Source organism: Caldicoprobacter algeriensis (assembly GCF_023838525.1).
In the GTDB taxonomy this organism is placed as follows: domain Bacteria; phylum Bacillota; class Clostridia; order Caldicoprobacterales; family Caldicoprobacteraceae; genus Caldicoprobacter; species Caldicoprobacter algeriensis.
Map to the genome: position 1 here is coordinate 1 of NZ_JAHUQD010000030.1, position 22,116 is coordinate 22,116.

Annotated in this window: 20 protein-coding genes, 1 pseudogene and 1 other annotated feature; of the genes and pseudogenes, 17 read left to right on the top strand and 4 right to left on the bottom strand. The window is 43.7% G+C overall.

The window, feature by feature from the left end; all coding sequences use genetic code 11:
- Positions 1–255 precede the first annotated feature (255 nt).
- The 12 genes and pseudogenes from KVG29_RS11945 to KVG29_RS12000 all read left to right on the top strand — a co-directional run bounded on the left by KVG29_RS11945 (position 256) and on the right by KVG29_RS12000 (position 10,964).
- On the top strand, positions 256–1,194 hold the full coding sequence (locus KVG29_RS11945; RefSeq protein ID WP_252228660.1) for an ABC transporter permease: 939 nt from the start codon (positions 256–258) through the stop codon (positions 1,192–1,194).
- Between the two features lie 7 nt (positions 1,195–1,201).
- The gene (locus KVG29_RS11950; RefSeq protein ID WP_252228661.1) at positions 1,202–2,179 is read left to right on the top strand and encodes an ABC transporter permease; all 978 of its coding nucleotides are present in this window, start codon (positions 1,202–1,204) and stop codon (positions 2,177–2,179) included.
- Positions 2,180–2,187: 8 nt separating this feature from the next.
- On the top strand, positions 2,188–3,201 hold the full coding sequence (locus tag KVG29_RS11955; protein ID WP_252228662.1) for an ABC transporter ATP-binding protein: 1,014 nt from the start codon (positions 2,188–2,190) through the stop codon (positions 3,199–3,201).
- Entirely contained in the window at positions 3,198–4,181 is a 984-nt protein-coding gene (locus KVG29_RS11960) for an ABC transporter ATP-binding protein (RefSeq protein ID WP_252228663.1), read from the top strand. Before KVG29_RS11955 ends, KVG29_RS11960 begins: the two co-directional genes overlap by 4 nt.
- An 87-nt stretch (positions 4,182–4,268) precedes the next feature.
- The gene (locus KVG29_RS11965; RefSeq protein ID WP_252228664.1) at positions 4,269–5,873 is read left to right on the top strand and encodes a peptide ABC transporter substrate-binding protein; all 1,605 of its coding nucleotides are present in this window, start codon (positions 4,269–4,271) and stop codon (positions 5,871–5,873) included.
- Positions 5,874–6,117: 244 nt separating this feature from the next.
- Positions 6,118–7,041, top strand: a complete 924-nt coding sequence (gene murQ / locus KVG29_RS11970; protein WP_252228665.1) for an N-acetylmuramic acid 6-phosphate etherase — start codon at positions 6,118–6,120, stop codon at positions 7,039–7,041.
- Complete coding sequence (locus tag KVG29_RS11975) at positions 7,028–7,264, top strand: hypothetical protein (RefSeq protein WP_252228666.1); 237 nt, start codon at positions 7,028–7,030, stop codon at positions 7,262–7,264. Before murQ ends, KVG29_RS11975 begins: the two co-directional genes overlap by 14 nt.
- Positions 7,203–7,394: pseudogene (locus KVG29_RS11980) on the top strand (serine hydrolase); the annotation flags it as partial. The gene KVG29_RS11975 and the pseudogene KVG29_RS11980, both read left to right, overlap by 62 nt.
- 18 nt (positions 7,395–7,412) lie before the next feature.
- On the top strand, positions 7,413–7,754 hold the full coding sequence (locus tag KVG29_RS11985) for a MupG family TIM beta-alpha barrel fold protein (RefSeq protein WP_252228679.1): 342 nt from the start codon (positions 7,413–7,415) through the stop codon (positions 7,752–7,754).
- Positions 7,726–9,252, top strand: coding sequence for a beta-N-acetylhexosaminidase (gene nagZ / locus KVG29_RS11990; protein WP_252228668.1), 1,527 nt, complete (start codon positions 7,726–7,728; stop codon positions 9,250–9,252). Before KVG29_RS11985 ends, nagZ begins: the two co-directional genes overlap by 29 nt.
- A gap of 14 nt (positions 9,253–9,266) precedes the next feature.
- Positions 9,267–10,046: a BadF/BadG/BcrA/BcrD ATPase family protein gene (locus KVG29_RS11995; protein ID WP_252228669.1), complete on the top strand. Its 780-nt coding sequence runs from the start codon at positions 9,267–9,269 to the stop codon at positions 10,044–10,046.
- A 45-nt stretch (positions 10,047–10,091) separates the two neighbouring features.
- Positions 10,092–10,964 (top strand): MurR/RpiR family transcriptional regulator, encoded by an 873-nt coding sequence (locus KVG29_RS12000; RefSeq protein ID WP_252228670.1) that lies wholly within the window; start codon positions 10,092–10,094, stop codon positions 10,962–10,964.
- Positions 10,965–11,074: 110 nt separating this feature from the next.
- Here the strand turns inward: KVG29_RS12000 and nagB are convergent, their stop codons facing one another.
- Positions 11,075–11,806, bottom strand: coding sequence for a glucosamine-6-phosphate deaminase (gene nagB, locus KVG29_RS12005; RefSeq protein ID WP_252228680.1), 732 nt, complete (start codon positions 11,804–11,806; stop codon positions 11,075–11,077).
- A 369-nt stretch (positions 11,807–12,175) separates the two neighbouring features.
- On the opposite strand from nagB, the gene KVG29_RS12010 reads away from it, so the two are divergent.
- Both KVG29_RS12010 and pepV read left to right on the top strand, forming a co-directional pair.
- On the top strand, positions 12,176–13,030 hold the full coding sequence (locus KVG29_RS12010) for a YitT family protein (protein WP_252228671.1): 855 nt from the start codon (positions 12,176–12,178) through the stop codon (positions 13,028–13,030).
- A gap of 90 nt (positions 13,031–13,120) precedes the next feature.
- Positions 13,121–14,518, top strand: coding sequence for a dipeptidase PepV (pepV, locus tag KVG29_RS12015; RefSeq protein WP_252228672.1), 1,398 nt, complete (start codon positions 13,121–13,123; stop codon positions 14,516–14,518).
- A 78-nt stretch (positions 14,519–14,596) separates the two neighbouring features.
- Here pepV and KVG29_RS12020 read toward each other — a convergent pair whose 3' ends face one another.
- Entirely contained in the window at positions 14,597–15,106 is a 510-nt protein-coding gene (locus tag KVG29_RS12020; RefSeq protein WP_252228673.1) for a methylated-DNA--[protein]-cysteine S-methyltransferase, read from the bottom strand.
- Positions 15,107–15,273: 167 nt separating this feature from the next.
- Positions 15,274–15,537, top strand: a binding site (T-box leader).
- A gap of 60 nt (positions 15,538–15,597) precedes the next feature.
- Between KVG29_RS12020 and ilvB the strand changes: the two genes are divergently transcribed.
- The 3 genes from ilvB to KVG29_RS12035 all read left to right on the top strand — a co-directional run bounded on the left by ilvB (position 15,598) and on the right by KVG29_RS12035 (position 19,344).
- Positions 15,598–17,286 carry a biosynthetic-type acetolactate synthase large subunit gene (gene ilvB / locus KVG29_RS12025; protein ID WP_252228674.1) on the top strand — a complete coding sequence of 563 codons (1,689 nt, stop codon included), beginning with the start codon at positions 15,598–15,600 and terminating at the stop codon, positions 17,284–17,286.
- Between the two features lie 94 nt (positions 17,287–17,380).
- Positions 17,381–18,310, top strand: coding sequence for a prenyltransferase (locus KVG29_RS12030; RefSeq protein ID WP_252228675.1), 930 nt, complete (start codon positions 17,381–17,383; stop codon positions 18,308–18,310).
- Positions 18,310–19,344: a helix-turn-helix transcriptional regulator gene (locus KVG29_RS12035; RefSeq protein WP_252228676.1), complete on the top strand. Its 1,035-nt coding sequence runs from the start codon at positions 18,310–18,312 to the stop codon at positions 19,342–19,344. Before KVG29_RS12030 ends, KVG29_RS12035 begins: the two co-directional genes overlap by 1 nt.
- A gap of 84 nt (positions 19,345–19,428) precedes the next feature.
- Here the strand turns inward: KVG29_RS12035 and KVG29_RS12040 are convergent, their stop codons facing one another.
- Both KVG29_RS12040 and KVG29_RS12045 read right to left on the bottom strand, forming a co-directional pair.
- A complete protein-coding gene (locus KVG29_RS12040) occupies positions 19,429–20,658 on the bottom strand; it encodes a DUF438 domain-containing protein (RefSeq protein ID WP_252228677.1) in 1,230 nt (409 codons plus the stop codon).
- 158 nt (positions 20,659–20,816) lie between these two features.
- A complete protein-coding gene (locus tag KVG29_RS12045) occupies positions 20,817–22,079 on the bottom strand; it encodes a methyltransferase MtaB domain-containing protein (RefSeq protein ID WP_252228678.1) in 1,263 nt (420 codons plus the stop codon).
- Between the last annotated feature and the right edge of the window lie 37 nt (positions 22,080–22,116).

Here is a 22,116-nt window from a genome sequence, read left to right on the forward strand (position 1 = left end):
GGGGGGAAGTATACCTAAAAACCGGAGTTTATGGGCTTTTCAAATTCCAAAATTGTAACAAAATGGAAAAACATTAATTCCATATTCAAAAAAATTTACACTGGAAATTAGATGCGAAATTTCTGGAACCGTTTAAAAACAGTTGCTATATCAAGCAAAAAATGATATAATAAACGAAGTTATTTATAATAAAATAAAGATTTATAAACAAAAGGTTGACATAGATATAAATAATAAACTCGAGGGGGAAGTCTGGTGGGTAGGTACATTATTCATAGATTAGTTTCTATGATGCTTACACTTTTTTTTATAATAACTATCACCTTTTTACTCATGCATGCTATACCAGGTGGGCCATTTACACGGGAGAGACCTCTCCCTGAAGCCATTATCAAAGCCCTTAATGAGAAATATCACCTTGATGACCCTATATGGAAGCAGTATTTGGATTACTGGAAAGATATATTGCGCGGCGATTTGGGGCCCTCATTTCAGCTAGCAAACCGTACTGTCAACGAGCTTATTGCTGATGGGTTTCCTATTACAGCCAGACTAGGTATAGTGTCTATTATATTTACAGTGCTTGTGGGAGTGCCTATGGGGATTATTTCAGCGCTTCGCCAGGGAAAGTGGGAAGATTATACTACCATGTTTATTGCTACTTTGGGGGTTACTATACCCAGCTTTGTACTGGCTACGATAGTTATATACCTGTTGGGAGTGGTATTTAAGATATTCCCAGTAAGTAGTGGCAGCCTGACCAGGCCCGTTCAGTATGTGTTGCCTGTCATCGCACTTTCAGGTTATTCGCTGTCTTTTATTGCCAGGTTGATGAGGTCCAGCATGTTGGACGTTATAAGGCAGGACTATATAAGAACGGCGCGGGCTAAAGGGTTGACCGAATTTAAAGTGATATACAAGCATGCTTTGAAAAATGCCATAATACCGGTTATTACTTATTTAGGCCCATTGGCGGCAGGACTTTTGACGGGGAGTTTTGTTATAGAAAAGCTGTTCTCCATACCGGGCATGGGCGAGTATTTTGTAAACAGCGTTGGAAACCGTGATTACACCATGATTATGGGATCTACTATATTTTATAGCGTTATACTGGTTGTTATGAACTTTATTGTAGACATCATTTATGTAATAGTTGATCCCCGAATTAAGTTGATCGGCACAAAGGAGGGGTAATGTAAATATGCAGGTACAGATAGATCCATCGCTGTTTGAGCCGATTGAAGTGGAAGCGGATGTTGCAGGTGAAATAGTACGCCCCAGTCTGACATACTGGCAGGATGCTTGGAAGCGTTTTAAAAAGAATAAACCGGCGATGATTGGTTTGGTGACCATTGCAATAATAATATTATCTGCAATTTTTGTTCCTATGTTTTGGCCTTATGATTATGCTACTCAAATCCGTGGGCATGAAAGCCAAGGGCCTTCCTGGCAGCATCCGTTTGGGACTGACAGCTTAGGCAGAGACTTATTTATTCGCGTGATGTACGGTGCGCGAATATCGCTCAGCATAGGGTTGGTTGCCAGCCTTATAAACCTCACCATTGGAGTGCTGTATGGAGGTGTCTCTGGATATATCGGTGGCCGTGTGGACAATATTATGATGCGTATAGTGGATATACTGTACGGCGTTCCTTTGCTGTTGTATGTTATATTATTCCAGGTTGTTCTGGAGAAACCGATCGAACAGGCTTTTGAAACAACATTTTTAAGAGTATTTAAGGGTATAGGCTCTGACCTTATACTGATATATATTGTGCTAGGGTTGGTTTATTGGCTAGACATGGCCCGAATAGTGCGTGGTCAGGTTTTAAGCCTTAAGAATCAGGAATTTGTTTTGGCTGCCAAAGCCCAGGGGGCCGGCACATGGCGTATTATCTGGAAACACCTTATTCCCAATGCCATTGGCCCTATTATTGTGACAGTAACCCTGGCCATACCGTCAGCAATTTTTACTGAAGCTTTTTTGAGTTTTATCGGTATAGGTGTAAGCGCGCCTATGGCCAGCTGGGGTACTCTTGCCAGCGATGCTTATAGAGGATTTAGAAGCTATCCCTATCTGTTGTTTTTCCCTGCAGCCTTTATATGCATCACGATGATAGCATTTAATTTAATTGGAGATGGATTAAGGGATGCACTTGATCCCCATATGAGAAAGTAGGTGATGATGTGGACAAGGTCTTGGAAATCAGGGATTTGCACACCTCGTTTTTTACTCATGTTGGTGAAGTAAAGGCAGTCAGGGGTGTAAATATCGATATATATAAGGGTGAGGCTGTAGGGATAGTTGGGGAGTCAGGCTGTGGGAAAAGCGTTACTTCGCTTTCTATAATGCGACTTGTCCCTTCTCCTGGGAAAATAATCAAGGGAGAAATATATTTCAACGGTGAGGATCTGCTTAAGAAAAGTGAAAAAGAGATGCAAAGGATCAGAGGGAATAGAATTTCTATGGTGTTTCAGGATCCTATGACGTCATTGAATCCTGTATATACCATAGGAGATCAGCTTATGGAGCCGCTTAGGGTTCACAAAAAAATGGATGCTAAATCTGCACGCCAGCAGGCTATTGAACTCCTTAAAGCAGTAGGTATTCCTGATCCCGAGAGGCGGTTTGACCAATATCCCCATGAGTTTAGCGGGGGTATGCGTCAGAGGGTAATGATTGCAATGGCTTTGAGTTGTCAGCCTGAGCTCATGATTGCGGATGAACCCACTACTGCTTTAGATGTTACCATACAAGCTCAGATACTTGAGCTTTTAAAGCAGCTTAAAGCAGAGTATAATATGTCCATAATGCTTATAACCCATGACCTTGGGATTGTAGCTGACCTTTGCAGTAGGGTAATAGTAATGTATGCTGGTATCATCGTGGAGCAAGGAACTACAAAAGAGATATTTTATGACCCGAAACATCCCTATACATGGGGGCTTTTAAGGTCTGTACCCAGGATTAACATGTTATCGAAGAAACGTTTGGTCCCAATTGATGGGCAACCTCCAGACCTTTTGAAACCTCCCAAGGGATGCCCCTTTATGCCTCGATGCCGTTATGCGATGAAGATATGTAAAGAACAGAGTCCAGAATTGTATTCGGTTTCTGAGACACATAAAGCGGCGTGCTGGTTGCTTGATCCTCGGGCTCCTGCTGTCAGATGGGACAAAGAAGAGGTGAATTTTAGATGAGCTGTTCCAATGAGGTATTGATAGAAGTAAAAGAACTAAAAAAATATTTTCCTGTTAGAGGTGGGCTTATAGGGGGTAAAAAAGAGGTTCTCAAAGCAGTGGATGGTGTTACTTTTAGTATCTATAAAGGTGAGACTCTGGGTTTGGTGGGTGAAAGCGGCTGTGGCAAAACAACTGTTGGGCGCACAATACTGAAGCTGTACTCTCCAACCAGTGGGCGCATTATATTTGATGGTGATGACATAACCGATTTGAATGATAGGCAGATGCGCCCGTATAGAAAGAGGATGCAGATCATATTTCAGGACCCCTATGCCTCTCTCAATCCGAGGATGACAGTGGGCGATATAATTGCCGAATCCATCGATATCCACAATATCGCCAAAGGAGAAGAAAGAAAGGCCATCATATATGACCTTCTGAACAAGGTAGGTTTAAGCAAAGAACATGCTAACCGTTATCCCCATGAATTCAGTGGCGGCCAGAGGCAAAGAATAGGCATAGCCAGGGCATTGGCAGTTAATCCCGAGTTTATAGTATGCGACGAACCTATATCTGCGTTGGATGTTTCCATCCAGGCGCAAATAGTAAACCTTTTGGAAGATTTACAGGATGAATTGGGGTTGACCTATCTGTTTATTGCGCATGATTTGTCCATGGTGAAGCATATTTCTGATCGGGTAGGGGTAATGTACCTTGGGAAATTGGTAGAGCTAGCCCCTAGTGATGAATTGTACGACAGGCCGCTTCATCCTTATACGCGGGCTTTGCTTTCGGCCATACCTATACCTGACCCTGATGCTACGCAACAGCGTAAACGTATAATTTTAAAGGGAGATGTCCCTACTCCTATTAATCCTCCGTCTGGCTGTCGTTTTAGGACCCGATGCCCTATTGCCCGTGAAAGGTGTGCGGAAGAAGAACCAGTCACGAAAGATTTTGGTGGAGGACATATGGTAGCCTGCCATTTTGTGGAGTAGTGATGTGGTGAAAACTGTGTTTTTGAAAGCCCGTGGGGCTTTAAATATATATTTAGAAATTTAGATATAAAAAAGGAGGTAAAAGTAATGACAAAAAAGATAAGTATCTTGCTAGTGTGTATGTTGTTAGTTGTTACACTGTTTACAGCTTGTTCATCAAGTAGCTCTGATAACAAGCCTATCACCTACAACATGGGAGCCAATCCCAAGACTCTTGATCCTCAACTGAATAATGCTGTTGAGGCAGGAAGTGTCATTGTACACTGCTTTGAAGGGCTGACACGCAAAGACCAGAATGGGCAGATCCAGCCCGGTATTGCAAAAGAGTGGAAAATGAACGAAGACGGGACAAAGTTTACATTTTATTTACGAGATGCTAAGTGGTCCGATGGCAAACCGGTGACGGCACACGATTTTGTGTATGCGTGGAGAAGGGCTGTGGACCCGGCAACAGGAGCTGAGTACGCTTATCAGCTTTGGTATATAAAGAATGGTCAGGCCATTACTGAAGGGAAAATGAGTCCTGAAGAGCTGGGGGTAAAGGCTATTGATGATAAAACTTTGGAGGTTGAGCTGGAGGCTCCATGTTCTTATTTCCTCCAATTGACTGCATTCCCTACATTGTTCCCTGTAAGGCAGGATATTATTGAAAAATACGGTGAAGAGTGGGCCAATAAACCAGAGACTTACATTACAAATGGTCCTATGGTTTTAGCAGAATATTCTCTAAATGACAAGATCGTTTTAAAGAAGAGCGATACTTACTGGAACAAGGATGCCATAAAGGCTAAAGAGCTTGTATTTACAATGATAGATGACCCGGCCTCTGAGCTTTCAGCTTTTGAAGCAGGAGAGATTGATTTTGCTGATGCTGTTCCAGCCGAAGAGATACCTCGGCTGAAAGAGGAAGGGAAAGTCACCATTAAGCCCTCTTTGGGAACTTACTTCTTCTGCCTAAATGTAGAAAAGCCGCCTCTAAATGATGTGAGAGTGAGAAAGGCTTTGGCACTTGCCATTGATAGGCAGTATATCATCGACAATGCAGCTAAGAATTTTGCGCTTCCTGCCTATGCGTGGGTACCACCAGGAATGCCTGATGCAGAAAAGGGTTCTGATTTCAGAGAGGTTGGTGGGAACTATATAGGTGAGGATTACCAAAAGAATGTTGAAGAAGCGCGCAAGCTCTTGGCTGAAGCTGGATATCCCAATGGTCAAGGGTTCCCTGAGTTGACGCTACTGTATAATTCTGAGGGTGGTCACAAGACCATTGCTGAGGCTGTACAAGAGATGTGGAAGAACAACTTGGGTATAAATGTAAAGCTTGACAGCCAGGAGTGGGCGGTATTTCAGGAGACCCGTACACAGGGCAACTATGAAATTGCACGTCATGGTTGGTTGGGGGATTATGTTGATCCCATGACCATGCTCGATATGTGGCATAGCAAGAGTGGGCAAAATGATGCCAGATGGAAGAATAGCGAATATGATCGACTCATTGAATTGGCCAAGAAATCAGGGGATCAGAAGAAAAGGATGGAGGCCATGCACAAGGCGGAGAAAATTTTAATGACAGAGATGCCGATAATCCCTGTGTACTATTATACGGATGTATACTTGATAAATCCGAAAATAAAGGGATTCTACTATGACCCATTAGGGTTCAAGGTATTCCTGTATGCAACTAAAGAATAAAAAAGATAAATGCCAGTGAGAGAGCCGAGAGATTGGCTCTCTTTTTTATCTTACTGTTGAAATAATATTTACGTATATTTAAAAAATATTGAAACTTTGTTCATGCTATGGTATCATTAAAGTACAAAATTGTACCCATAAAATATAAAGAATACCGAATACCAACAGAAGATGATTTTAAGGTTAGCATCCATTAACGGATGAACCGCCAGTTAAAAATTTTAAAATGGGAGTTGTTGTAAAAATGGATGAAATTCTTGATTCCTTGATTACCGAGCAACCGAATGAAAATAGCAACAATATTGATAAGTTGGATACTTTAAGCATTTTAAAAGTCATGAATCAGGAAGATAAAAGAGTTGCTTTTGCAGTCGAAGAAAAACTTGAACAAATTGCGATGGTTGTAGATCAGATAGTAGAGAGGATCAAGAAAGGGGGACGGCTTTTGTATTTTGGGGCCGGCACAAGCGGTAGGCTAGGGATACTGGATGCAGCCGAGTGCCCGCCTACTTTCGGAACGCCTCCCGAAATGGTTCAAGGCGTAATGGCAGGTGGAAGCCTTGGAGCGTTTGAAGTGGCCAGGGAGGATATAGAAGATTATAAAGAAGAAGGTATAGCAGACGTATCGAGAAAAGAGGTCACCAGTTTGGATTGCGTTGTAGGTATTTCAGCCAGCGGCCGGGCACCTTATGTGTTAGGCGTGTTGGAGGAAGCAAAAAGGCGTGGGGCGTTTACTGTATCAATCTCATGTAATGACCGCGCGCTTATAGATAATATAGCCGATATAAACATAAACGTGATAGTGGGGCCTGAGGTGATAATGGGCTCTACCAGGCTTAAAGCGGGGACTGCGCAGAAGATGATACTGAATATGATATCCACAGCTACCATGGTGAAGTTGGGTAAGGTGTATAAGAACCTCATGGTGGATGTAAAGCCCAAAAACAAAAAGCTTGTCGAACGGGCAAAGAGGATCATAATGCTGGCAGCTGACGTCCCTTATGAAGAAGCCGAAAGGTACTTTGAATTGAGCAACGGAAATGCTAAGGTAGCAATAGTAATGATAAAAGCTGGAGTGGACTGCCAGACAGCCTGTAGGCTGTTGGAAAAAAACGAAGGGTTTGTGTCAAAAGCTATAGAAGAGGGTATGGTATATGAAAATAGATAAAAGTCTACTTGATGATGCCTTGGCTCTTGTGAGCCAGGCGGTTGACAAAGGGTGTTTCCCCGGAGCGACGGTGGCCATTGGCCATAAGAATGGGCTTTATGGAGTTTGGCAGTACGGCAAGGCCTGCATATACCCGTCTGTAATTGAGCTTAACATGGATACCCTCTGCGTTTGGGCACACCGGATTTACGGGTACATCTATATGGGTGGATATACCGCATGATATATATGTGGTGTTGCTTACCAACAGGGTACATCCTTCAAGGCAAAACGATAGCATAATCAGGTTTTTAGGTGTGCATTTCACGATGTCATGTTGCCGTCTGCGATATATAATTAAACGGCTCATGTAGGGGGCTATTGATTTGAAGGTGGGTATATCTGTATATTCAGGCAATTATTACACGATAAGGGCCAACATGCAATACATAGACATGGCCAACGGTTTGGGGGCTACCAGGCTATTCACTTCTTTTAATGTTGCGATGGGCAATAGACTGGCTTTTGACGAAGTTGTACATATCGTTAAGTATGCAAAGAGTAAAGACATGGACGTTATGGTGGATGTATCCCCGGAAGCGTTTAAATTGGTGGGTGCGGATATTGTTGACCTTAGGCCTTTTTATCAGATGGGCGTGTCAGCAATAAGGTGTGACTATGGATCAAAAGATAGGACAAATGCTAATGGTAGGTTTTCCTTCTGTTTTTTATGATGACCATATTGAGCAATTGGTTAGGGAGTATAAAATAGGCAATATCATACTCTTTTCTCGAAACGTTAAGGACGGGAAGCAGACTAGGGAATTATGCATCGACATTCAAAGGAACGTCCTTGAGCACACCGGCATTCCTGCCTTTATTGCTATTGACCAGGAGGGTGGCATGGTCACCAGGATCTATAAAGATGCTACCTATTTGCCTGGCAACATGGCGGTGGGAGCTACGCATGATCCCACAAATGCCCGTAAAGTAGCCGAGATAGCGGCCAAAGAGCTCAGGGTTTTGGGCATAAACATGAATTTTGCACCGGTTTTGGATGTAAACAATAACCCTTTGAATCCCGTAATAGGTGTTAGATCTTATGGGGAAAATCCGGAAAAAGTAGCGAATTTTGGAGCAAGTTACATAGAGGGGCTGCAAGGCGGAGGCGTAATTGCTACAGCCAAGCATTTTCCAGGGCATGGGGATACGGCTGTAGATTCTCACCTTGATCTGCCCTTGGTAGCACATGGCAGAAAAAGGCTGTATGAAGTTGAACTTTATCCCTTTAAAAAGGCTGTAGAAAATGGCGTTGATGCTGTGATGACGGCTCATATACTCTTTCCTGCCTTGGAGGGAAACAGGCTGCCAGCCACATTGTCGTACAATATCCTTACAAATGTTTTAAGAAAGGAATTTAACTTTAAAGGTATAATTTTCACAGACTGTATGGAAATGAGTGCAATTGCTAAATATTTTGGCACCGCCAGAGCAGCTGTACTTGCAATAAAAGCGGGGGCAGACATAGTTTTAGTCTCCCACACCAAAGATACACAGATTGAAGCTTTTAATGAAATTAAGAATGCCGTTTTAAAAGGGGAAATTCCCATTGAGAGGATAGATGAATCTGTTGACAGGATAATCAAATTAAAGAAAAAATATGGGCTATTTGAAAACCCATATCCCGATGAAGGCAGCATTGAACTATTGGGAAGTAAGGAGCACCAGGAGATCGTCAGGGAGATAAGTTTAAACAGCATTACGGTGGTAAAGGATGAACTAGGGCTTTTGCCTATAAAAGGGCAAAAAATTTTGACTATATCTCCTGAAATGACTCCAGTTTCAGCCGTTGATGATAAGTTGACGACGAAATTATCTTTCGCCAATTCTTTTGTAGAGAGGTTTGGCGGGATAGGGAGGACCATTCCTGTAAATCCAGACAGAGCATTTATAGATTCTATTGTGCGAGAGACAGAAGGTAAGGAGATCGTTGTGGTAGGAACATACAATGTTAGCTTAAATGAAGGCCAGGCAGCGCTGGTAAATGCATTGCTGGAAGTCAATAAGAACATCGTCGTCGTGGCTTTGAGAAATCCTTATGATTTGCTCAGATTTAAAGGGGTTCCAACATATTTGTGCGCTTATGAATATACGCCCCTTTCTGTAAAGAGTGTTTTGGAAGTTTTGAGTGGAAACCATACACCTCAGGGCAGGTTACCTGTTTCTTTATGAAGGGACGGAGATGTATGGAGTACGTCATTGGCATTGACGGTGGCGGTACAAAAAGCGCCATTTCGATAGCTGATTTGCGGGGCAATATTATCCTCACTGAATACGGCGGTTCTACTAATATAAGGGCTCAGGAAGAATCTCAGGTATATGATGCCCTGAAGTCCTTGATAGGGAATGCAGTGGAACATGCTGGTTTAAACATAGAATATTGCAAAGCTATCTGTATTGGTAGCGCGGGAGCAGGCAGAAAAGAAGAACAAGAGGTTATAAAGGACTACGTAAGATCTTTAGGGATAAAAGGGAATATTGTGATAACCAACGATGCCGAAATAGTTATTGCAGAGATGACAGGTGGCAGGGAAGGCATTGCTGTTATTGCAGGTACGGGGTCGATTGCCTATGGGATTGGTAAGAACGGTGAAAGGGTAAGGGTTGGTGGATGGGGGCATGTTGTTGGAGATGAGGGAAGCGCTTATTATATTGGCCTTGAGGCCATAAAAGCCGCTTTGAGATGTTATGACGGAAGAGAACCTTATACCCATTTACTACCCATGCTGATGGAGGAGATTGGTATAACCGCCCCTGAAGAGTTTGTACGGTTTGTGTACAGAAGGGATATAAAAAAGAGCGAGATTGCGGCGTTGGCAAAAGTAGTGGACCAGGCGCATAAAAAGGGTGACAATAAGGCCAAAGAGATACTCATGGATGCGGCAGAGCAGCTTTTCTTGCTTGCAAAGGCTGCTATAAGAGGGATAAAGGCGGAGCGGGATGCTATGAGGTATAATATTGACTGAATATGGTTTTTAAAAATTTACTAAAGAAAGGAAGAGGCTGAGTTTATGTCTGCTCAACACGACTATGTTTTAAAGATTAAGAATATATATAATGAACTAAATCCTACCGAGAAAAAGATAGCCGATTATCTTCTCAACAATATTGAGGAAGTGTTTACCCTTTCAATTCAAGAATTAGCTGAGAAAACAGGGGTTAGTGAAGCGGCATGGGTTAGATTTTGTAAGTTATTGGGCTATTCAGGGCTTAAGGATTTCAAAAAGGCTTATGTCATGAATGGCCTTGCCAGAGAGAAAAGCGAAGCTGGTGAAGAAGAGCAGCTGTATACGGATATTAAAGGATATACCAGTATAGAAAGCATTATTGACAATGTGAGTTTGTTAAATGGTAGAGCAATATCGGATACGCAAAAGATACTGGATGCTAATAGTGTTAAAGAGGCCATAGATGTTCTCAGCAAAGCCGGAAAGATCTTGTTTCTTGGCGTTGGAGCTTCTGGACTGGTGGCTCAAGACGCTGCCTATAAGTTTGTAAGGATAGGCAAAAACGCTATAGCACCAACGGATTTCCATATGCAGTTGACTCATACTTATTTACTGGGAAAAAATGATGTGGCGGTTATAATATCTTATTCAGGGCGTACCAAGGAGATGATAGAGTGCCTTGAGATTGCTAAAGAATTGGGTTGTACAGTGATAAGCATTACTAAATACGGCAAGAATCCAATTGCCAGCAAAGCCGATATAACTCTTTTTATCAGCACACCAGAGATTGAGAAAAGAAGCGGTGCTATGGGATCACGTATTGCGCAGCTTACGGTAATAGACATCTTATTTACTGGGGTTGCGAATAAGGAATATGAAAATGTGAAGGATTTGCTTACCAGGACAGCACGATATGTGATGAATCATATTATATAGAATAATGTTGACAAAATAAAACGAGCATCAACCTTGGCCTACAAAGAAAAGACTACCGAGTTACTCAGTAGCCTTTCTTTTATTTTTTAAGCCTTGAAGGCTTTTCACCTTTACCTGTCCAAAGCAGATGCTGCGCCTTCATCAAGGATGACTGTTACGTTTGGATGAAGCTGAAGCACTGAGGCAGGTATGTCAGTGGTGACAGGCCCATGAAGCGCCTTGCTTATAATCTCTGCTTTGTCCTTTCCAGAGGCCAAAAGGAGGATCTTCTGCGCCTGCATAATGGTCTTTATGCCCATAGAAATAGCTTTACGTGGTACTTCATCTGGCGAGTTGAAGAACCTGGAGTTTGCTTCGATGGTGCGCTGCGCCAGCTCCACAACGTGCGTGAGGGAATGGAATGGGGTACCCGGTTCGTTAAAGCCGATGTGGCCGTTATGTCCGATGCCCAATACCTGTAGGGCAATGCCACCAGCCTGGGCTATCATCTTTTCATAGGTTTTGCATTCTTCTTCCAGGGAAGGAGCCATACCGTTGGGCAGATGTATGTTTTCCCTCTTTATGTTTATGTGATTGAAGAGGTTTTCGTCCATAAATCTGTGATAGCTGCAGGGATGATCCTTGTCAAGACCCACATATTCATCGAGATTAAAGGTTACCACGTTGGAAAAGTCCACTTTGCCTTCTCTGTTCATCTTAACCAAATTTTTGTACATCCCCAGAGGCGTACTGCCGGTTGCCAGGCCGAGAACAGTGTGGGGATTGCTGTTTATTTGTTTGGCTACGATTTCAGCTGCCGTTTGGCTCATCTCATCATAATTTTTGCATATTATGATCTTCATCATTAGAACACTCCTTTTTAGTGACTTAATATTGATTGCAGATAATTTTACTAAAATGTCGTGGAATAATAATTTACGTGCATTTCGTCGACTGACTATTTTATGTAATATTTATCGGTTGACTTTCAAACAGGGCACTGCATTGGAATTAACATGCTCTTCAAAATATTTTAGCATGTTTTGTTCAACAATGCATTCGTTTTTGGAAAAATTTTTTGGGATTTTTCGTCCGTTTTATGAAAATAGAGAGAAAATTTTCTGATGATTGGGATGGAAATACATAAACGGCATTTTTGTGTTATAATATAAATTAGTTGCAAATAGAAGAACAGAAGCAATTGATGCCTAATTTAAAAGGGGAATAACTATATGGCAGAATCTAGAACTAGGCGCTTATTCATGAGGGTTTTATACATAATAGTAGGGAGTTTCATATATTCTGTTGCTGTAAATATGCTCTTTATTCCTCACAGATTGTTAAGCGGTGGTCTGACGGGTATTGCTATAATATTGGAGTACCTGCTTTCCATCCCTACGGAAATCACTGTCATAATCCTCAATATTCCTCTATTTATAGGAGGATATAGATTTTTGGGCAGGCGTTTTGTTTATTTGAGCATGGTAGGAATAGCAAGCATGTCAGCCTTTTTATACCTTACAAGAGGGTGGACAATAGATGTAAAGGATACCATGATAGCGGCAATTTTTGGCGGATTGATTTCGGGAACGGGTATAGGCATTGTAATAAGGAATCGTGGTTCGCTGGGTGGTACTGACATCATATCGCTGCTTATAAATAAATTCTTTTCGTTCAGCGTTGGAGGAATTGCCACGGCATTTAACTTTGTAATATTGACCGCTGCGGCAGCCTTTTTAAACGTTGAAGCTGCCATGTTTTCTATGGTGGGCATGTTCGTGAGCAATAAAGCGGTAGACGCTATACTGGCGGGATTCAATCATAAAAAAACTGTGATAATAGTATCAGATGCGGCCGATGAGATGGCAGTGGAGCTTTTCCGCCATGTGAAAAGAGGTATTACTTTTTTAAATGGCGAAGGCGCCTATACCCATAAGGACAAGAAGCTTATATACATGGTGGTACGAACCATGGAGCTGTCAAAGCTCAGGGAAGTGGTGCATAGGGTTGACCCTGGTGCATTTATGTCCATAATAGATACCAGGGAAGTAGAAGGGAAAGGCTTCAGCGTTGAAGATGTACTTTAAACCTTTTTTAGGTTAGGTCGTACAAAACTTGCCAATGCAACAGCGGGATTCAGTGTTGAGGATAAATCTTAAACTTAGGGAGGAATTTTTATGGATTTGAACCACATCATTGAATCATACAGGGATGAAATAATACATTCGACTCAGGAGCTGGTGGCCATACCCAGCGTGGAGGGCAAGCCACAGCCTGGCAGGCCGTTTGGCGAACATGTCTACAGGGCGCTTGACTACGTGTTGACCCTTGGCAGAAGGCTCGGGTTTGAGACGAAAAACGTGGATGGTTATGCTGGACACATAGAATTCGGTCAAGGAGAAAAGATGCTGGGGATATTGACGCATTTGGATGTGGTGCCAGAAGGAAGCGGGTGGACTTATCCACCGTATGGCGGGGAGATTCACAATGGCAGGATTTACGGTAGGGGAGCAATTGACGATAAAGGGCCGACCATTGCGGTGCTTTATGCCATGAAAGCCGTCATGCAGTCCGGGGTCCCGGTAAATAAGAAGGTGAGGCTAATACTGGGCACCGATGAGGAGAGCGGATGGGAGGACCTCAAATATTATTTTAAGCGAGAGGCGGTACCCGATTTTGGGATGAGCCCCGACGGACGCTACCCTATTATCAATGCCGAAAAAGGAATTTTGCACATAGTCCTGCGTAAGAAGTTCTCCGATGGGCAAAAATCTTATATTGGAATTGAAAGGATATACGGGGGGCAGAGACCAAATGTGGTGCCCGACGAGTGCATCTGTGTTTTTGGGCCAGGCGTTGATAGGGAAAAATTGATTAAAAGCATTGAAAGCTTAAAAAACAAATCTGGGTATACGGTGGAGGTTGAAGTGGGTGAAGGAGGTACTGTAATAGCTAAATCTATTGGTCAGCTTGCCCACGCCAGCATGCCTGAAAAAGGAAAAAATGCCATCGGTCAGATGCTGCTTTGCCTATCGGCTCTGGGACTGGGAGATAGCGAGATGGAAAGATTTATTGCTTTTCTCAGTGAGGCCATTGGAATGCAGGTTTACGGCCAATCCATGGGGATGGCGTTGGAAGATCGGCTTTCGGGGAAGCTCACACTCAATTTAGGCATGATTCAAGTGGACGGCCAGGCCGGGCGTGCCGTCATCGATATACGCTATCCGGTGAGCTTTGAAAAACAGGAGATACTAGCACGCATACACATGGTGGCTGACAAGCATGGTGTAGAGGTAGAGGTTTTGGATCATCAAGGTCCTCTTTATGTACCTGAAGACCACTTCTTGGTGCAAACGCTGAAGAAGGTATATGCTGAGCAAACAGGGCAACCTGCTTATACTGTTGCTATAGGTGGCGGGACCTACGCCAGGGCGATTAAAAATGCGGTTGCCTTTGGAGCGGTCTTTCCTGGAAAGCCCGAGATGGCACATCAGAAGGATGAATATATAGAAATCGAGGACCTGATGATGAATGCCAAAATTTATGCCCACGCCATTGCGGAGCTTGTTAAGTGATAAAATGCCGTGAAGGTGCCGCCGTTGTCATATCGTTGCTAAACTAATTTTGGTAGCAGTATGATAACGGCGGCATGCTTATCGGCATTTATCAGAAAAAGTTCCTTCTAGATCCAGCAAGGCCTTTTTTATTTCAATGCCTGCGCTAAAGCCTCCCAAATTTCCACTGGCTGTAAGTACCCTGTGACAGGGTATTATTATGGGAACTGGGTTGGCACTGCATGCTTGTCCCACGGCGCGGAGGGCTCTGGGGTGGCCTATCTGCAAAGCGATGTCTTTATAGCTTCGCACCTCGCCGTAAGGTATTGACTGCAAGGCCTTCCATACCTTAAGCTGGAATGGAGTGCTATCTATATCGATAGGGATGTCGAAATGTTTTCGCTGCCCTTGAAAATACTGGCGGAGTTCAATGGCTGCGTCGTGATACGGATCTATGGTGTAAGGCATATTCATTTTGTTCAGTTCTTCTATAATTGTATCAAGCGGAGCAAAGCATATTTTCTTTACTCCTCTGGTAGAGGCTATAAGGATAACTGGATATATAAAACCATCGACCTGTGCGACTGTATAGCTTTTCGGAGTCAGCATAAGCATTCACACCTTTTTCAAGATTTAGATTTAATTGCACAATTGTATTTTATCATATTTTTGGCAATTCTCATACTGTTTTTGCTTGTTTATACGATTTAGAAAAAACTACTTGCTTTTCTGAATAATTTATATTAAAATATACCCAATTATACATAATTATGCATCGAAAGGCGATGAAGGGAAGAGTAGCGTTTTCAGACGGGCTTAAGAGAGCCGGTGGTTGCTGCGAACCGGTGCCCGGGGAAATGGCGAAGTCGTCCTAGAGTTGCAGGGCTGAAACGGTGTTAGTAAGCTCTGACGGGGATGCACCCGTTACAGTGCAAGGATATAAGCCTGAGCTTGTGCAGGGCCGTATCCTGGCGAGGCTGTTGCTGCAAAGCAACGGCGAATATGGGTGGTACCACGGAAGTAAACCTTTCGTCCCATTTCAATTAAGGGATGAAGGGGTTTTTTAATACTTATTTTTCGGTAAAGGGGGCGATGAAGGAGTGAAGTTGACGGGTGCACAGGTGGTCATAGAATGCCTGAGAGAGCAGGGTGTGAATATCGTTTTTGGCTTTCCTGGAGGGGCGATCCTCCCGGTATACGATGCACTGTATGACGCTAAGGACATCACCCATATTTTAACGGCCCATGAACAGGGGGCTACCCATGCCGCAGATGGATATGCCAGGGCTACGGGTAAAGTTGGCGTGGTGTTTGCCACATCAGGCCCAGGAGCCACCAATACGGTGACCGGTATTGCAACCGCTTATATGGATTCGGTGCCTCTGGTGGTGTTTACTGGTCAGGTGGCTTCTTCGCTGCTCGGCAAAGATTCATTTCAAGAGGTGGATATAACAGGCGTAACTGCGCCCATTACCAAACATAATTATATCGTCAAAGATGCTGAGTGTTTGCCGGATATTATAAGGCAGGCTTTCAAGATAGCGCGAAGCGGTCGACCCGGTCCTGTTCTGATCGATATCCCAAAGGATATACAAAATGCCGTAATAGATTATCAGCCCGCTCAGGTGGATACCAGCTATGTGAATGAGGATATCTTTCACCCTCAGTTTTATCGCAAAGAAGAAATAGAGAGAAGAGTTCAGGAAGCAGTAGAGGCTATAAATAAATGTGAAAGGCCAGTGATCTACGCGGGGGGTGGAGTCAACATCTCGGGTGCCAACCGAGAACTGGTAGCCTTTGCAGAAAAGATAAAAGCTCCTGTAACTTGTTCGCTTATGGGTTTAGGTGCCTTCCCGGGTACCCATCCGTACTTTATGGGCATGGTGGGAATGCATGGAACGCGGGTTTCCAACTACGCCGTTTCAAAGTGTGATCTGCTGATAGCCATAGGAGCCCGCTTCAGTGACCGTGTTGTAAGCAAAGCCGAGAGGTTTGCTACCCACGCCAAGATCATTCATATAGACATTGACCCTGCAGAGCTGGGTAAAAATATTGATGCCCATATACCTATCTGTGGCGATGTGAAGAAAATACTTCAGAGGTTGATCGATTTGGTGGATGAAAGGCAGCCCAATGGCTGGAATAAGCAGATAGAGGATTGGAAGAAGGCACATCCGCTTAGGTATGGTACTCCCAAAGGGAAACTGACCCCGCAGTACATCATAGAGAAGCTTTATGAGCTTACTGCGGGAAAGGCTATAATCACCACCGAAGTGGGGCAGAATCAGATGTGGACTGCCCAATTTTACAAGTTTGATGAGCCTCGTACCTTTATCTCTTCTGGGGGTCTGGGTACCATGGGCTATGGTTTAGGCGCAGCCATAGGAGCATGCATTGGAAGGCCCGATCGAAGGGTGGTAAACGTTGCAGGGGATGGAAGCTTTAAAATGAATTCGACTGAATTGGCTACAGTTTCAAGATACAAGCTGCCCATAATCCAGCTGGTGCTAAATAATCAGGCTCTGGGTATGGTGCGTCAATGGCAGAGGCTGTTCTACAATGGGAGATTCTCGTATACCACTTTGGGCCCTGATGTCGATTTTGTAAAGCTGGCCGATGCTTATGGAATCAAGGGTTTCAAAGTAACTTCCAATGAAGAGGTTGAGGGCACGCTCAAGCAAGCTCTTGAGATGCAGCAGCCCGTGTTGATAGAGTGCGTTATACACCCCGATGAGATGGTGTATCCCATGGTTCCGCCAGGAGCGCCTATTGATGAGATTATCGAGTGAGGTTATAATATGGTTGATGAGTTTATGATATTGTATGCCTTAAGGGTTTGAATGGCGAGTGATTTAAATATCTATTGATATAGGGGGTTCAAACATGAAAGCTGATGCGAAGCGAATATGGCAGGGTTTCTGGCAACTGGCTGATCCCAAGATATGGATAGCTTCTACAGTGCCAATGGTTGTAGGTGCAGCGTTTGCCTTTGGTAGGACAGGAAGGTTTGACCTCTACTGGTTTATTGTGGCTCTCATAGCTGTTTATTGCATAGAAATCGGAAAAAATGCCGTGAATGAATGGGTGGATTATAAGTCGGGGGTTGATCGGTTTATAACCCCCGACAAAAGAACCCCCTTCAGTGGGGGTAAAAAGACCATCGTGGACGGGAAGCTTACGCTGTCTGAAGTCGTTATGATTGCCGTGGTTACGTTTGTGATTGCTTGCATGATAGGTCTTTATATTATGTTTTTTAAGGAAATGGGCATATTATGGATAGGCATTGCCGGCGTTTTGCTGTCCATATTCTATAGCCTTCCGCCGTTTAAACTGGCTTATCGCGGGCTAGGCGAGGTAACGGTTGGTCTGACATTTGGGCCTCTTATAGTTCTAGGTATATACTGTTTGCAAACAGGCAGAGTGGATTTATCGGCTTTGTGGGTGTCCATACCCATCGGAATTTTGATAGCAAACGTACTGTGGATAAACCAGTTTCCCGATTATGAAGCCGATGCCCGGGGCAACAAGAGAAACTGGCTGGTTAGGCTGGGCAAGGAAAAGGGCGTGAAGGTGTTTGCGCTGCTATTTTTGGCAGCTTATCTGTGGTTTATTCTGCTGGCCATTGTCCTGAAGAATCCTTTCTGGCTGCTTGGGCTGGCCAGTGTCCCTCTGGCTGTGAGGGCTGTCAGGGTTGCACGGCAGCACTATGACGATATCCCCAGGCTAACGGAGGCCAATTTGAGGATGGTACAGGTTTATCAGCTGACGGGTCTGACCATGATCCTTGCTGCTATATTGGGTAGGTTTGTCTAATGAGGTACAAAGCAGGGATTGAAGAAATAAGGGTGTATGAAAATATGAGCAAGCTGAGCCAGTGTCTAAAAATCATTGCGCTGCTTCAGACCCGCCAGATGATGTCGACGCGGGAGGTAGCCGAAATACTAGATATTACTCCCAGAAATGTGAAGGCTTATATTGAATACTTGAAAAAAGCAGGAGTTCCTGTTCAAGGGATGACTGGAAGAGGTGGAGGTTATTATTTAAGCGATGACTATTATTTTGATGTGCCCAAACTGGATGAAGGGGAATACTCTGCCCTGATGCTGGCTGAAAAGCTTTTAACGCACAAGAACGGGTTTCCACTGGCAAATGAGCTGCAGACGGCTGTGGCAAAGATTCGTTCTGCATTGGGTGATACTGTTGTCAATGTTTTTCCCCTTTCCACCGATGAGCTGATGCTTTCTCTGGGAAAAGTCGATTTAAAGGATAACGTAAATAAGATATTGACTACCATTTATATGGCCATAAAACAGCGTAAGCGCATACGGATTCTCTACTATACTCCAGCCAGGAATGAAAGAAAGCTGAGGGAAGTAGACCCTTATGCCGTGATATACCGTGAAGGGTCGTGGTATTTGATTGGATACTGTCATTTAAGAGAGCAGATACGCACCTTCAAGCTGGTTAGGATAGAAGACATTGAAATATTGGATACGACTTTTGTTTATCCATACGATTTTTCGGTAAAGGAATATATGTCGAACATCTTTAGCGTAGTCGAAGGTGAAGAATATGATGTTGAGATACGGTTTTTCCATCCTGCCAGTGTATGGGTGAAGGAGAAGAGATGGCTTCCCAATCAGCAGATTGAGCCACTGAAAGATGGGTCCATCATTTTTAAGGCCAGGGTAAAAGGGCTTATTGATATAAAGAGATGGGTGCTAAGCTTCGGGAAGCTGGCAGTAGTGCAAAAGCCTGAGGAGCTTGTGGAAAGCATAAGGGAAGAGCTGGAAGGCATGGCGGACTTGTATGGAGGATGGTCTTGTGAGAAGGAAGGAGAGGATTAATATAAAAATGCATTCTTATTTCCCCTGTATATTGTCAGGTAAATAAGAATGCATTTTTCATTTTAAACGCTTTTATTCTATTAATTACTCATCGAGAAGCCTTTTTTCACCTGTTATTTCCTGTATAGGTTTTATATCTTGCGTCACTTCCAGGATGCCAAGGAACTGACCGGAATTATCCCTTACGGCAAAATAGCGGATAAAGACATATTTATCGCCCATCTTAATCCAAAAATCCTCATGGTCCTTTTTGCCGGTTCTCAAGTTTTCTATAACTTTTTGAACTATGTGTATGCTGGCAGGGGGATGGCAATTTTCTACGCGTCTGCCGATGACAGTCTTGGGCCGGGCAAATATCCTGTCCTTGCCCTGTGAAAAATACTTTACTACGCCGTCCTTGTCAACAAAGGTTATGTCTACCGGAAGCGTATTGAAGATGGCATCTATCTCCTTTTGTGAGAGTATGCCGGTTTCAAACTTTATGTATCCGCTTTCGACCGGCTGCTGGCCTTCAACTTGTGCCTTTTGTTTGATGTTTTCTCGGACTGGATGCCATTTTCCTGCAGGCCGCGTGAGGCAATACCCTACCCCTTCGCTTTCTTTTTCTATCTTGATCCATTCGTCTTCGCTCAGCGTATTGAGCGCCATTGGGAAGAGTATGTTCTCTTCTTTGAAAATCATTTCGATAACCTTGTCGATTACCTGGTTGGCCTTGTTTACCACTTCCCCCTTATTGCCTTTGTAATTTGAGAGCAGAGAGCAAACTTCTTTGATTCCATCCCGTATTTCGTCATCCACACCCCACATCACCTTCGGCGGGGCTGTAATCCCGTATTTTTCCAGGAAAGGGAACAGCAGGTTTTCTTTGCGGGCATAGTGCTTATCGACTTCCCAAAGCATGTTGAAGTCTTCGGCCAGCGTGCTGACATTTTTTGGGCTATCTGAAGTTTCAAAGTCTTTAATATGCGGCTTTATTCGGGTATTTATGAGCTTTTCGAGTTCCCTGTTTTCAAGTTTGAAGGTGTGAACAGGGTGGCCGGGAGCGTCTTCCGGCTTTTGCGGTCGATGTATTTCTTCTATTGAGCCTTTGAAAACAGCTGCGTGCACATCGCACAACCGCTGTATTTCCTCAACAGGCATGCCTTCCATGATCAAGGCTTGTTCTATATCAGCTATCTCTTCAGCCGATACCCCCTTGATCAGCTCTTCAAACCTGGGTTTAACTTCTTCTACGGTTTTTCCGTTATGTAGCTCTTTGATCAGCTCTTTTAGGACCTTTTTTCTGTATTCACGATTGTTTATGAATTCGCTCACGAAATCGCCTCCTTTGTGATTTGACGCATCTTATGGCTCCCATTTTAACTAAGATAGCTATTGGAGCCAAGCATCTCTGGTATCTACTGCTGATGCCCAGTTAATATTATTATAACCCCAATTTTGCATCAAAAAACTGCAGTTTAGATGTGATATTTTCATTTTAAGCCGTATTCTTCAGGTCTCCATTTTGTCAAATCCACTTCCTTCTTTATTTCGTACCAAAATTCCTCTTCATCATTGGGTATGGTTTCAAGCTGGGCGCTTATGATGTCCAACCATTTTTGTTCACGTGGGGGCACCATAACATCTCCATTTTTAATGCCTCTTTTAATTACATCTACTGCAAGAACTGCTGCTTTCTTGGTTGCCATAAAAGCGTCTCTCTCTTTTACCAGTTCCTTACTGATTTCCAGTACAATGTCTGGCCTTAAAACATAGGCCTGAGGATCAAATTTGTCATCGGATTTGGCCAGCCAATCGCGCATCTTTAGAGCGTAATCGTGTCCTTCAGCTGCTGCCTGGTTCATCAAACGGCAGTCGTAAATCAGCTGCTCTGTATAAACGACAGGGGCATGAGCACTCAAAAGTTTGATGTTCTGCACCGATTCGTTGCTCCAGCAGTCGCAAACGCATGCCGCTATATTGCCCAGCGCGCTCAGGTGGGCACATGCAGCCGTTTTCCCCTCCATTGATATAGGAACTCCGGCTATGGCCTTGATATAAGGGCCTTCATAACCGCAATCCTTGTTTGGACCTACTGCCCCCATCTCATAAGCAGCTAACGTCCTAGGGACACTTGCCACCCTGTCCACTGCTGCAAATACTTTTGGAATCATACCCTGTTCAGCCAGTACCATGGCTGTATTGGCAAAACCACAAGCCGTATCTCCGCCTGGGATAGAGCCAGTTGCTTGGGCTATTTGCACTATATGTGCCCACAGAAACCGCATATCCCTGATACCTAAAACCCCAAGAGCAAAGATGGCTTTTCTCATGTCGCAATTGATCAGAGCTTCATCGTGGAGTTCCTTGCCACCTGTGGATTCTATGGATAGAATATCGGCTCCTTCTTCAGCGCATCTTTGAAATGTGGTAAGCATGTTTTCCAGGAGCTGGCCTTGTCTCATAAATGAAGGGCGCACCATTTCTCTGATGTCGTTGGGCGTACATCTCAATATACTTTTAAAGTCATATTTTGCTTCAAATTCTCTCATGTGCTCTAGCAAAATCCTGTTAATCTCGATTCCCCATTTTGGTTCTCGGGTTGTCTCTGGTAGTAATTCAACCTCTACGATGATTCCGGGAGCGTGTAAGTCTCTCGCTCGTTTTAAAAGGTTCGTTGTAAAATTAAATGCAACACCTAAAAAATAGTAGAACCATAGTGAGAAATCCTGTATGATATAGATATCCAAAATCACTAAACATACAAGGGGGTCTCACTATGGCTCAACATAA